The sequence below is a fragment of the Parasphingorhabdus sp. genome (assembly GCF_036964565.1).
Classification (GTDB): domain Bacteria; phylum Pseudomonadota; class Alphaproteobacteria; order Sphingomonadales; family Sphingomonadaceae; genus Parasphingorhabdus.
On sequence record NZ_JBALTN010000001.1, the window covers coordinates 126,215 to 139,120 of the forward strand.

At 63.3% G+C, this 12,906-nt stretch carries 11 protein-coding genes and 1 riboswitch; all 11 genes read left to right on the forward strand.

Going from position 1 to position 12,906, the window contains the following annotated elements:
* Positions 1-26: 26 nt before the first annotated feature.
* The 11 genes from V7650_RS00575 (at position 27) to V7650_RS00625 (ending at position 12,826) form a co-directional block, all read left to right on the forward strand.
* Positions 27-1,898 carry an SPOR domain-containing protein gene (locus V7650_RS00575; protein WP_335654294.1) on the forward strand — a complete coding sequence of 624 codons (1,872 nt, stop codon included), beginning with the start codon at positions 27-29 and terminating at the stop codon, positions 1,896-1,898.
* Positions 1,895-3,055: a deoxyguanosinetriphosphate triphosphohydrolase gene (locus tag V7650_RS00580; RefSeq protein ID WP_335654295.1), complete on the forward strand. Its 1,161-nt coding sequence runs from the start codon at positions 1,895-1,897 to the stop codon at positions 3,053-3,055. Before V7650_RS00575 ends, V7650_RS00580 begins: the two co-directional genes overlap by 4 nt.
* Before the next feature lie 122 nt (positions 3,056-3,177).
* Positions 3,178-3,837 carry an NAD(P)H-binding protein gene (locus tag V7650_RS00585; protein ID WP_335654296.1) on the forward strand — a complete coding sequence of 220 codons (660 nt, stop codon included), beginning with the start codon at positions 3,178-3,180 and terminating at the stop codon, positions 3,835-3,837.
* A gap of 138 nt (positions 3,838-3,975) precedes the next feature.
* Positions 3,976-4,077: riboswitch (glycine riboswitch) on the forward strand.
* 196 nt (positions 4,078-4,273) lie between these two features.
* Positions 4,274-5,392, forward strand: a complete 1,119-nt coding sequence (gene gcvT, locus V7650_RS00590) for a glycine cleavage system aminomethyltransferase GcvT (RefSeq protein WP_335654297.1) — start codon at positions 4,274-4,276, stop codon at positions 5,390-5,392.
* A gap of 23 nt (positions 5,393-5,415) precedes the next feature.
* Entirely contained in the window at positions 5,416-5,787 is a 372-nt protein-coding gene (gcvH, locus tag V7650_RS00595; protein ID WP_335654298.1) for a glycine cleavage system protein GcvH, read from the forward strand.
* Positions 5,788-5,925: 138 nt separating this feature from the next.
* Positions 5,926-7,284 carry an aminomethyl-transferring glycine dehydrogenase subunit GcvPA gene (gene gcvPA, locus V7650_RS00600; protein WP_335654299.1) on the forward strand — a complete coding sequence of 453 codons (1,359 nt, stop codon included), beginning with the start codon at positions 5,926-5,928 and terminating at the stop codon, positions 7,282-7,284.
* Positions 7,281-8,864 carry an aminomethyl-transferring glycine dehydrogenase subunit GcvPB gene (gene gcvPB / locus V7650_RS00605; protein WP_335654300.1) on the forward strand — a complete coding sequence of 528 codons (1,584 nt, stop codon included), beginning with the start codon at positions 7,281-7,283 and terminating at the stop codon, positions 8,862-8,864. The genes gcvPA and gcvPB overlap by 4 nt, the downstream gene beginning before the upstream one ends.
* Positions 8,865-9,068: 204 nt before the next feature.
* Positions 9,069-9,986 carry a bile acid:sodium symporter family protein gene (locus tag V7650_RS00610; RefSeq protein WP_335654301.1) on the forward strand — a complete coding sequence of 306 codons (918 nt, stop codon included), beginning with the start codon at positions 9,069-9,071 and terminating at the stop codon, positions 9,984-9,986.
* Entirely contained in the window at positions 9,979-10,617 is a 639-nt protein-coding gene (locus tag V7650_RS00615; protein WP_335654302.1) for a DUF938 domain-containing protein, read from the forward strand. Before V7650_RS00610 ends, V7650_RS00615 begins: the two co-directional genes overlap by 8 nt.
* Positions 10,618-10,726: 109 nt before the next feature.
* The gene (locus V7650_RS00620) at positions 10,727-12,301 is read left to right on the forward strand and encodes a long-chain-fatty-acid--CoA ligase (RefSeq protein ID WP_335654303.1); all 1,575 of its coding nucleotides are present in this window, start codon (positions 10,727-10,729) and stop codon (positions 12,299-12,301) included.
* Positions 12,302-12,463: 162 nt separating this feature from the next.
* Positions 12,464-12,826 carry a hypothetical protein gene (locus V7650_RS00625; RefSeq protein ID WP_335654304.1) on the forward strand — a complete coding sequence of 121 codons (363 nt, stop codon included), beginning with the start codon at positions 12,464-12,466 and terminating at the stop codon, positions 12,824-12,826.
* The last annotated feature ends 80 nt before the right edge of the window (positions 12,827-12,906 follow it).

Below are 12,906 nucleotides of genomic sequence, written 5' to 3' on the forward strand. Positions count from 1 at the left end.
TTGATTTCATGCGCAATCGATCCTTTATGAGTTTTGTGAAATACCGATTCCAAATATTGCTGGCGATGGCAGCGCTGCCTGTGGTCGCGATCGTTCCGCAGCTGCCCGCTCTGGCTCAGGCCGGCTCGCTATCCAATAGTGAGAATCTGCAGGATGCGCTGCGTCGCATCGCGATCGATTCGAACGATTCGTCGGCCTTGGCAGATGCCGGGCTGGCGGCGCTCGAACTGGGCGATCTGCGCGCCGCCATCGGTTTTCTGGCGAAGGCCGACCAGATTTATTCGTCCAGCGGCCGGGTGAAGGCAGGGCTCGGCCGGGCCTTGCTGGCGGAAGAAAACCCGTTTGGTGCGATCCGCTATTTCGACCAGGCCGTGGCCAATGGCATAGCGGCGCGCGAGATCGCTGCGGATCGCGGTCTTGCCTATGACCTGATCGGGCGCAACCTTGATGCGCAAAAGGACTATGAGCTGGCGATGCGCAATGGCAGCACCGACGAGCTGGTCGGACGATACGCGATTTCGCTGGGGATCAGCGGTCAGGTCGACCGCGCCGAGCAACAGCTCAATCCCCTGCTGCAGAAAAGCGATCGGGATGCCTGGCGCAACCGGGCGTTTATCTACGCCATGAACGGCCGCAAGAAGGACGCGGAGGAAATCGTCGAGCAAACGATGGAGCGGCAGATGGCCAAGGCAATAAAGCCGTTTCTCGCCCGTATGCCGAAACTGACCGCGGCGCAGAAGGCCGCGGCGGTCCATTTTGGCCATTTCCCTGCCGGCGAGAATGTTGGGGTGGATGTCGCTGCGGTTCAGCTGGCTTCGTCCATGGCAGCTCGGGGCGGCGATGGCGCGGATGCGGGTCTCATCCCCGTTGGCGAAGCGCTGGGCGCCAACGCCGATCGTCCCAAGGTGCTGGCGATGCCGGACAAGTCGCCGCGTCGTCGCCCTGGCATTGCCGAGCGCCGCACGGCGGACCGCAAGTCCGGTCGCGAGCCGAAGAAAAACGAAGTCGTTCGTCTCGCCCGGACCGACCTGCCCGCACCAGCCGCTGCCATCGGCGTTCGAGCAGCCGGTTTGCAGGGTTCTGACCCGGCACCCACTCCGCCTTCGGTGACGCCACCGCCGGAGAATGCGCGCCCCGCACCGGAAGCGAACGTGCCGGCGCCCATTGCCACTGCCGCGGCGACGTCGGATGGCGCAGGCGCGACCCCCGGCTTTGCGACCAGCCTCGGGGCTGGTGCCCAGCCGGCGCTGGTTTCGCAAACGGTTGAGCGCAAGGTCGAGATCGCTGGGCGCAAGCCCGTTCAGCAAAGCCCGGCGATCGCGCCGCTGCCGACCACTGGCCCTGCCGCGAGGGACTCGTCCGCCCCAGAGAATCGCGCTGAAGGTCCCGTCAATCTGATCAATTTCGACCTCGCCCGCTCGCAGCCGGCGCAGGGGGATCTGGCTGCCGCAGAACCGGCCATAAGGCCGCTCGCCGATATCATCAGCGGCATCAAGATCCCCGAGCAGGAAACCAGAAGCCAGGTGGTGCCGGTCAATCTGGCGGCGATCCAGCCCGCCAAGCCGAAGCCCAAGATCGAACCCAAGCCGGTCGAGAAGGCTCCGGTCAAGCCAAAGGAACCGGTCCACCCCAAACGCTACTGGGTCCAGATTGCCACCGGCGCCAATCTCAACGCACTGAAATTCGACTGGCGCCGGATGAACAAGAAGCAGCCTGACCTGTTCAAGAGCCAGAAGGCATGGACTTCGCCATGGGGAGCGACCCGGCGGATGGTGGTCGGCCCGTTCGACGATTTCAAGGCGGCCAAGGCCTTTGAAGCGGACCTGCGCAAGGACGGTGGCGACGGCTTTGCCTGGGCCAGCGCCGATGGTGTCGAGGTTAACGAGCTGACCAAATGACAGGCTTGCAAAGCTATGCCAGCGATCCGGCGCACAGCCGGGGGCGTCAGCATGATGAAAAGCGCGATGTGACACGCGGCCCGCGCGACGCGTTCCAGCGCGACCGCGACCGGATTATCCATTCGATCTCCTTCCGCCGCCTGCGCCACAAGACCCAGGTCTTCGTCGCCCCCGATGGCGATCATTACCGGGTCCGCCTCACTCACAGTCTCGAGGTCGCCCAGATCGGCCGAACGCTGGCGCGTTCGCTCGGACTCAACGAGGATCTGACCGAGGCGCTCTGCCTCGCCCATGATATCGGCCATCCACCCTTCGGCCATGCCGGGGAGGATGCCCTCGAAGAGGCGCTCGCCGACCATGGCGGATTCGATCACAACGCCCAGACGATCCGGACCCTGACCCTGCTGGAAACGCCCTATCCGCGGTGGAACGGGCTCAATCTGACATGGGAGATGCTCGAGGGGCTGGCCAAGCATAACGGACCGGTCGCGGAGCCGACCTGGGCGCTGGCCGAAGCCAACCAGGCGATGGATCTCGACCTCGGCAGCTGGCCGTCGCTGGAGGCGCAGGTTGCGGCAATCGCCGATGATATCGCCTATGATAATCATGATATTGACGATGGCATGCGCGCCGGGCTGCTGACCTTGAACCAGTTGCTTGAACTGCCGTTCATCGCCGAGCGCTGGCAGAATATTTGCGACCGTTTCCCGGATGTGTCCCATGACCGGTTGCTGCCCGAACTGATCCGTGACCAGATCGGCCTGATGGCCAATGATGTGCTGGAAACCACGACGGCGCGGATTGCGGCGCTGGGTGTGAAATCCACGGAAGACGTGCGCCAGGCAGGTCAGATGATCGGCGGCTTTTCCGATGCCATGGCGGACCGCGAACGGACTCTGAAGCGATTCATGTACGATAATCTCTACCATCATCCGCAGCAGATGGCGGCGGCGGAAGAGGGCAAGCGGATGATTGCAGACCTGGTCACCGCCTACCGCGATAAACCGGAACTGATGCCAAGCGACTGGGCCGCGGCTCTGCCAGCGCAAGAACCGGCGCGTATCCGCCACATCGCCGATTTCCTGGCAGGCATGACCGACCGCTATGCCCGAAACCGGCATGCGGAAATATTCGGCGAACATCCTTCACCCAATTGAACGTGTTGCCCGGCGGAGGCTGGGGCCTGACCCAATGCAGCTTCCCGGCAAAAAATCGGTTTGGATGGCAGCCTTCGCTGCTATGATGGCTTGTCCATAGCCAGTCTCGAGGGAAACAATAAATGTCCGACACAATCCTGCTTGTCGGTGCGACCGGCCTGATCGGAGGCCTGCTGACCCGAAAGCTGCTGGAGCAGGGCAGGGACAGCCAGCTTCATCTGCTGGTCCGGCGGCCGTATCGGGAGGATGTCGGCAAGGCGAAAATCCATGTTCAGCTGCAGGAAAACTGGCCCGTGACGATTGCCGGGATCAGGCCGGACATCGTGATTTCCTGCCTCGGCTCGACCATGAAAAAGGCCGGGTCAAAAGAGGAATTTGCCGCCGTCGACCGCGATCTGGTCGGTGCCGTGGCCACCGCCGCCCGGGCCGCCGGCACGCGCCATTGTATCGCCATATCCTCGACCATGGCCGACAGCAGCGCCTCCAGCTTCTACCTGAAAACTAAGGGCGAGGCGGAAGACCTGCTCCGCGCGCAGAAATTCGAGCGTCTCGATATCATCCGCCCCGGCCTGCTGCGCGGCGAGCGGACCAATGACAACCGCTTGGGCGAAAGCCTCGCCATTGCTGCCAGCCCGCTGCTCGATCTGCTGCTGCACGGCAAGCTCCGTCGCTACCGATCGATCCTGGCCAGCGATGTCGCTGCTGCCATCACCGTGCTGATGGCGCAGAGCGCTCCTGGAACCTTTGTCCACGAAAATGACGCGATCTGGGCGATGGTTTGAAGCGTTGCAGCTGCGCTCAACCGGGATTCGTCTGCTCCGGCAATTTATTCCGCACCGCACAACAGAATCATTGACTCCATTCACCCGCTGATCCACTCAAGAGACTGCTTTTTGATCCCGGCCTCCGGGCGGGGATCATGAGGCGTTGCGGGAGAGTGTTTTTCTGTCCCAACAGACCGAATAGCCGCCGAAGGAGCAACCGCCCCGGAAACTCTCAGGCCACCGGACCGCAACCGCTTCACAAGCACTCTGGAAAGAGTCCGCCATGGCTTTCAGCGTCGGCGGACCACCGAAGGGGTAAGTCCTCGTGGCTCAAGTGATCGTGGACCCGTCCGCCGAAATCTTGACGAAAAGGGATGAAACTCTCAGGTTCCGTGACAGAGGGGGCAGTTTTGCAGGGCTTTTCTGCGGGCTGTCTTCTTGATGCGGAAAAAATATGAGTGAAAATACCGACAATCTGAAACAACTGCCGCTCGGCGACTGGCACCGCGCGCTCGGCGCACGGATGGTGCCCTTCGCCGGCTATGAAATGCCGGTACAATATGAAGGCGTGATGGCCGAACATATCTGGACCCGCACCGAAGCGGGCCTGTTCGATGTCAGCCACATGGGCCAGCTGCAACTGATCGGCGAAGGCGCTGCCGAAGCGCTGGAAAAAATCACCCCGGGCAACCTGTCGGCGCTGGCCGCGGGCAAGATCCGCTATACCCTGCTGCTCGCCCCGGATGGCGGCATTCTCGACGATCTGATGGTCACCAACACCGGCAACCATCTCTATCTGGTGGTCAACGGCGCGACCAAGCATGACGATATCGCCTATATGCGCGACCAGCTGCCCGGCCACCTGACGCTCAACCATCTTGAGGATGCGGCCTTGCTGGCGCTGCAGGGACCGAAAGCGGGTGCCGCGCTGGCGAACCTGGTCCCCGATTCCGCCGGGCTTTATTTCATGGAGGCCGGATCGTTTTTCTGGAATGACATCCCGCTCGGCATCAGCCGCTCGGGCTATACCGGCGAGGATGGTTTTGAAATCAGCATTGCCGCCGAACATGCGGTCGCTCTTGCCAATGCCCTGACCGATCTGGAAGAAGTCCGTCCGATTGGTCTGGGCGCGCGCGACAGCCTGCGGCTGGAAGCCGGCCTGCCGCTCTACGGCCACGACATGAATGCCGCTATCCTGCCGGTCGAAGCCAATCTGGCCTTTGCCCTGTCAAAGGCGCGCCGCGAGGAGGGCAATTTTGCCGGTGCCGAACAGGTGCTGGCGCAATATCCGGACAAGGCGGAAAAAATGCGGGTCGGTCTGTTCGTCGACGGCCGCCAGCCCATTCGCGAAGGGGCAGCGGTGATCGATGCATCGGGCGCGGCCATTGGCAGTGTCACCAGCGGCGGTTTCTCGCCGACTCTCCAGCGGCCCGTCGCCATGGCCTATGTGCCGACGGCGCTGGCGCAAAGCGGCACCGCGATCACGGTCGAGCAGCGCGGCAGGGCTATCGCCTGCACGGTCGCCGACATGCCTTTTGTACCGCATAACTACCACCGCAAACCCAAGCCATAGCATAACCAGAAGAGGACCAGACGATGAGCCGATATTTTACCGATGAACATGAATGGGTTGAGGTCGAAGGCGACACCGCGACTGTCGGCATCACCGACTATGCGCAGGAACAGCTGGGCGACATCGTGTTTGTCGAAGTGCCGGAAGTTGGCACCGAGCTGGAACAGGGTGATGATGCCGCCGTCGTCGAGTCGGTCAAGGCTGCCTCCGACGTTTATGCCGCAGTGTCGGGCGAGGTAATCGAGGTCAACGAGGCGCTCGAGGAAGAGCCCGGACTGGTCAACACCTCGGCCGAGGAAGACGGCTGGTTTTTCCGGCTGACGCTCTCCGACAAGGAAGAGCTCGACGACCTGATGGACGAAAAAGCCTACAAGGCGTTCGTCGACGGCTTGTAAATATTCTCCCCTCCTCTTCAGAGGAGGGGATCAAGGGGTGGTGGCGATGCATCCGCATCGCTCGCGCATCGACAAGCGGCACCAAACCACCCCAATCCCTTCTTCTAACGGGAGGGGCTTTAGTGAAGGAAAACAAAAATGCGTTATCTCCCGCTGACCCCCGAAGACCGGCAATCAATGCTGGCGACGATCGGCGCGCAATCGGTCGACGATCTGTTCGTCGATGTGCCAGAGGAAGCCCGGCTGACCGGCCCGATCCACGGCCTGCCGATGCACGCGGGCGAGATGGCGGTGGAAGCGCATATGAAGGCGCTGGCGAAAAAGAACCACGCCGCCGGCGACATGCCCTTCTTCCTTGGCGCCGGCGCCTATCGGCACCATGTCCCGGCGAGCGTCGACCATATCATCCAGCGCGGCGAGTTCCTCACCGCATACACGCCCTACCAGCCGGAAATCGCGCAGGGCACGCTGCAGACCCTGTTCGAGTTCCAGACCCAGGTCGCCCGCCTGTTCGGTGTCGATGTCGCCAATGCCTCGATGTACGACGGCTCGACTGCCTGCTGGGAAGCGATCACCATGGCCGGCCGGATCACCAAGCGCAGCAAGGCGATCCTCTCCGCGGGCCTGCACCCGCATTATGTGTCGGTGGCCAAAACCATGGCCAAGTTCACCAAGGATGCCATCGCCTATGACCCGCCGCAGTTCGACGCCGCGACGGATGGCAAAACCCTGCTCGACCAGATCGACGACGAGACCAGCTGCGTCGTCGTCCAATATCCCGATATCCTCGGCCGTATCGCCGACCTGTCCGCGCTCGCCGACAAGGCAAAGGCGCACAAGGCGCTGTTGATTGCGGTGGTCACCGAGCCGGTGGCGCTGGGCGCGATCAGCTCGCCCGGCGAAATGGGTGCGGACATCGTCGTCGGCGAGGGCCAGTCGCTCGGCGTCGGCCTGCAATTCGGCGGACCCTATGTCGGGCTGTTCGGCTGCAAGCAGAAATATGTCCGGCAGATGCCTGGCCGGCTGTGCGGCGAAACCGTCGATGCCGAGGGCAAGCGCGGCTTCGTCCTGACCCTGTCGACCCGCGAACAGCATATCCGCCGCGAAAAGGCGACCTCCAATATCTGCACCAACAGCGGCCTGTGCGCATTGGCCTTTACCGCGCACATGACCCTGCTTGGTGAAAAGGGCCTGCGCCAGCTGGCGATGCTCAACCACAAGAAGGCGGTTCAGGCTGCCGACCGGCTGGCGGCCATCCCCGGAGTCAAGCTGATGAATGAAAGCTTTTTCAACGAGTTCACGCTGGTTCTTGACAAGGATGCGCGGCCGATCGTGCGCGCCTTGGCGGATCAGCGCATCCTCGCCGGCGTGTCGCTTGGCCGCCTCTATCCCGAGGTTGACGCGCTCGCCCACGGCCTGATCGTCGCGGTCACCGAAACCGTCAGCGAGGATGATGTCGAGGCCTTGGCCACAGCCCTGGAAGGAGCCCTGGCATGACCATGCTCGCCGAAGGCCGTCCCACCAAGCAGGAAGAAAATCTGATCATGCCCGAACAGGCCGCCATCCCCACCCACACCGGCAATCGCGCACTGATGGTCGACGAACCGTTGATCTTCGAGATCGGCTCGCCCGACCGCACCGGTGTCGATCTTCCCGAAGCCCCCGACGTTGCAAGCCGCCTCGGCGGGCTCGAACGCAAGACGCCAATCGCGGTCCCCGGCCTCTCCGAGGGCGAGACCGTTCGCCACTATACCCGACTCAGCCGCCAGAATTACGCGATCGACGTCGGGCTGTTTCCGCTCGGCAGCTGCACCATGAAGCACAATCCCCGGCTCAACGAGAAAATCGCCCGGCTGAAGGGCTTTGCCGATATCCATCCGCTGCAGCCGGTGGAAAGCGTGCAGGGCGCGCTCGGCGTGATCAACGAACTGGCCGTCTGGCTGATCGAGCTGACCGGCATGCACGGCGTGGCCATGACACCAAAGGCCGGAGCGCACGGCGAATTGTGCGGCATCCTGTGCATCCGCGCCGCGCTCGAGGCGCGCGGCGACGCCCGCGAGGTGATCCTGGTGCCGGAAAGCGCCCATGGTACGAACCCCGCGACCGCTGCCTTTGCCGGCTACAAGGTCGAGGATATCCCCGCCAACAGCGACGGCCGGGTTGATCTCGAGGCACTCAAGGCGCGACTCGGCCCCGATGTCGCTGGCGTGATGATCACCAACCCCAATACCTGCGGCCTGTTCGAGCCGGACATGAAGGCGATTTCCGACGCGGTCCATGCCGCTGGCGGCTTCGTCTATTGCGACGGTGCCAATTTCAACGCCATCGTCGGCAAGGTCCGCCCCGGCGATCTCGGCGTCGATGCCATGCACATCAACCTGCACAAGACCTTCTCGACTCCCCATGGCGGTGGCGGTCCCGGTTCGGGGCCGGTGGTGCTGTCCGAGGCGCTGTCGCCTTATGGCCCGCTGCCGTTCACCGCGCGCTACGCCGATGGCCATCTCCGCCTGATCGAGGAGGAAACCGCGGGCGAGGATCATCCCCACAGTTTTGGCCGGATGTCCGCCTTCCACGGCCAGATGGGCATGTTCACCCGCGCGCTCACCTATATACTCAGCCACGGCGCCGACGGCCTCAAGCAGGTCGCGGAGGACGCCGTGCTCAATGCCAATTATATCCTGCGCAGCCTCGAGGATATTCTTGACGCGCCCTTCGCCCACAGCGGTCCGTGCATGCACGAGGCCCTGTTTTCGGACAAGGGCTTCACCAACGGCCTGTCCACGCTCGACCTTGCAAAGGGCATGATCGACGAGGGCTATCATCCAATGACCATGTATTTTCCGCTGGTGGTGCACGGCGCGATGCTGGTCGAGCCGACCGAGACCGAGAGCAAGGCGGCGATCGACCAGTTCATCGGCGCCTTCCGCTCGGTCGCCGCGCGCGCCAGGGCAGGGGACGAGCTGCTCAAGTCCGCCCCTCATTTCGCCCCGCGCCGACGGCTGGACGAAACCCAGGCCGCGCGCAAGCCGGTGCTGGTGTGGACAGAGCCGGAGGATTTTGCCGAAGCGGCGGAATAGGGATGCGGAGGGGAGTTTGAGGGGAACGGAAAAACACGCGGTCTCCGTCATTGCGAGGAGCGGAGCGACGAAGCAATCCAGAGCCGCGCGCGCCGCTCTGGATTGCTTCGCTGCGCTCGCAATGACAAACGTGGCCCGATGATCCACCGCCTCACCAATCTTTTCGCCCTGTGGACAGTTTTGGGGACAGCCTGGGCATGGTTTGTGCCCGACCATTTCATTTGGGTGGTCGACGGCCGCTTCCGCCCGCTCGGCCAGCCCTTGGTCAGCGTCCTCCTCGGACTGATCATGCTCGGCATGGGCCTGACCCTGTCTTTCTCCGATTTCCGCCGGATCGCGCGGATGCCGAAATGCATCGGGGCAGGCGTGGCCCTGCAATTCACCATCATGCCGCTGGCCGGGATCGGCCTGGCCATGGCCTTCGGGCTGGAGACCGGGCTCGCCGTCGGCCTGATCCTGGTCGCCTGCTGCCCCGGCGGCACCGCCTCCAATGTCGTTGCCTATCTCGCCAATGCCAATCTGGCGCTGTCGGTGACGATGACCATGGCCTCGACCCTTGTGGCGGTTATCGCGACTCCGATACTCACGGGGCTGCTGGCCGGCAAATATGTCGAGATCGACCAGTGGAACCTGTTCCTCAACATGGTCTCGATCGTGCTGCTGCCTGTCATCGCCGGTGTCCTGCTGAACCGCTATCTGCCCCGGCTGACCGACCGGATCGCACGAATCTCGCCGCTCGCCTCGGTAATCGTCGTCGTGCTGATCGTCGGCGGCTTCATCGCCAACAGCAAGGCGCTGATCGAGCAACATTTCGGGGTGCTGATGCTGGCGATATTCCTGCTCCATCTGTTCGGCTTCGGCCTCGGCTATCTGATCACCCGGCTGATCGGCTTCGGCGAGGAGGAAAGCCGCACGATCAGCATCGAGGTCGGCATGCAGAACAGCGGCCTTGGCTCCAGCCTTACCGCCACTTCCGGCTTCGCCGCCCAGTTCGCCAGCCCGCTGCAGGCCGCGCTTGCACCGGTGCCGAGCGCGATATCGGCGGTCTATCATGTCGTGATCGGCAGCTTCCTCGCCGCCATCTGGCGGCGTCGGTCTTCGGAGTCCCTTGCCCATGTCTGATTCCAAGCCCTGGATTGTCGGCGAAACCCCGCCGGGCGAACAGCGCCACGCCCCCGCCACCATGCGCAACCGCGATGCCATTGTCGCCGTGCTCCGGGACATCCTGCCGCCCAGCGGGCTGGTCCTCGAAGTGGCCAGCGGCACCGGCGAGCATATCGTCTATTTCGGCCGCAGTTTCCCCGATCTGACCTTCCAGCCCAGCGACCCCGACCCCGACTGCTGCCAGTCGATCGCTGCCTGGACGCAGCGGGAGGCCGTACCCAATGTGCTGCCGCCGCTGCCGCTGGATGCGCAGGCAAGGGAATGGGATATCCCGGAACCGGCGGCGATCCTGTGCATCAACATGGTCCATATCAGCCCCTGGGAATCCAGCATCGGCCTGTTCGAAAAGGCCGGTACCTTGCTCGATCCCGGCGCGCCGCTCTATCTCTATGGCCCCTATCTGCGCGCCGATGTCGAGACCGCGCCCGGCAATCTCGCCTTCGAACGCAGCCTGAAAAGCCGCGACCTGCGCTGGGGCCTGCGCGATGTCGCCGACATGGACGCGCTGGCGGCTCGCACCGGCTTCGCCCGCGAAAGCCTGACCGAAATGCCGGCCAACAATATTTCTTTGGTGTACAGAAAGGCGTAAATGCCGCTCCTTTGAAATGGACGGGCTAAACTTGGCCCTTCGCCCCGTTCCCCTTGCCATCGCTTAATCGCCCGATTAACAGGGTGTCAAAATAGATCGGAGCGGATGAATGACCGAGACAAGACGCTGCATGGGCTCGTCCATCACCCACTGGGCGGCGAAGACGCCCGACAATATCGCGATCGACGATGCCGACGGCTTGGTCAGCTATGCCGAACTCGACCGCCGTGCCGCCGAATATGCCCGCGCCTTCACCGGTGCCGGCCTGTCGCGAGGCGACCGCATCTGCTGGCTGGGCAAGAACAGCGGCCTCTATTTTACCCTGTTCGCCGCCGCCAGCCGCGCCGGCCTGGTAATCGCGCCAATCGGCTGGCGTCTCGCCGCGCCCGAAGTCGCCTATGTGCTGAAGGACACCCGCGCGCCGCTGCTGATCTGCGAGCCGGGCTTTGCCGAAGTCGCGAAACAGGCGGCCGCCGCCGCCGGCCATGAACCACGGATCATCTGCACCCAATCCGGTACCGATCTGCCGACCCTCGGCGATTTTGTCGCCGACACCGCCCCCGGCGACCTGCCCGAAACCGACCCGGCGGAGGGCGTGCTGCAACTCTACACTTCCGGCACCACCGGCAATCCCAAGGGTGCGGTGCTGACCAATGACAATCTGTTCAAGCTCAGGCCGCTGGTCGAGGACAAGCCGGAACATGCCTGGATCGACCTCAAGCCCGGCGACAGCACGCTTGCGGTCATGCCCTGCGCCCATATCGCCGGCTCCGGCATTGGCCCGATCGCCTTCTACAATGGCGCGACGATGATGGTGATCCCGGAGTTCCATCCCGACAGCGTGCTCGACTGCATCGACAAGGGGCTCAACCAGTTTTTCCTTGTGCCCACCGCGCTGCAGATGCTGGTCAACTGGCCGCGCGCGAAGCAGACCGATTTCTCCAGCGTCCGCAGCGTCACCTATGGCGCCGCGCCGATCCCGCTGGAACTGCTGCGCCAGTGCCTGCAGACCATGCCCAAGGCGCTGTTCTGCCAGCAATATGGCATGACCGAGACCACCGGCACGATCTGCATCCTGCCGCCCGAGGACCATGATCCGGCCGGCAACGAGCGGATGCGCGGCATCGGCATTGCGCTGCCCAGCGTAGAGCTGAAGATTGTCGACGAAAACCGGCAGGAAGTCCCGCCGGGGACGATCGGCGAAATCGCCACAAGATCGGGCCTCAACATGCTGCATTATTTCAACAATCCCGAAAAGACCGCGGAAACCGTCGACGCCGACGGCTGGCTCTACACCGGAGATGCCGCGGTGATGGACGACGATGGCTATTTCTACATCAAGGACCGGGTCAAGGACATGATCATCACCGGCGGCGAGAATGTCTATCCCGCCGAGGTCGAGAATGCGATCTTCGGCCATCCGCAGGTCAACGAGGTCGCGGTGATCGGCATCCCCGACGCCAAATGGGGCGAAGCGGTGAAGGCGGTGATTTCGCCCAGGGCCGACGCCGGCGATATCGACCCCGACAGCATCATCAGCTGGGCGAGGGAGCGCATTGCCGGCTTCAAGGTGCCGAAAACGGTCGACGTGATTCCGGAACTGCCGCGCAATGCCAGCGGCAAGATCCTGCGCCGCGAACTGCGCGCGCCTTATTGGGAAGGGCAGGACCGCGGGGTGAATTGAGAGCCGATCTCTATATCACCAGCCCGACCGCCATTTCCCGATCGTGCTGAACCCGTCGAAGCACCCTGCACGCACTCTGCCCCGCGACAGTCTCGGCGCGAACGGTTGACTTGATGCCCCCCGTTAACCCATGGGCAATGGTCCTTCCCTTAGGTGACCCCGATGAAAATTCTAACCATCCTCCGCCTCGCGTTCTGGCTGCTGCTCGGCGTCATTCTGGCGCTGGCCCTAATGCCCGCCGAATACGCGCCCAGCGTCTTTGCGGAAGACAAGTCCAACCATATTCTGGCCTTTTTCGCTCTGTCCTTGATGGCCCGCCTGCTGTGGCCGCAGGCCAGGCTCCCGCTGCTGTTCCTTCTGCTGACGCTGCTCGGCGGCGCCATCGAACTGCTGCAACTGGCCATGGGCTTCGGCCGCGAGGCCGACTGGCTGGATTTTGGCGCCGACGTCCTTGCCATCGCGCTCGGCCTGCTGGTGGCAAGGCTGCTCGCCAGCCTGACCCGCAAAAAATCGACAGCGGACTAGCGCACCCCGGACCTGCGTCTGAATATCATGGTCCGATCGTGCTGAGCCTGTCGAAGCACCCTTAGCAAGCCCTTCCACAA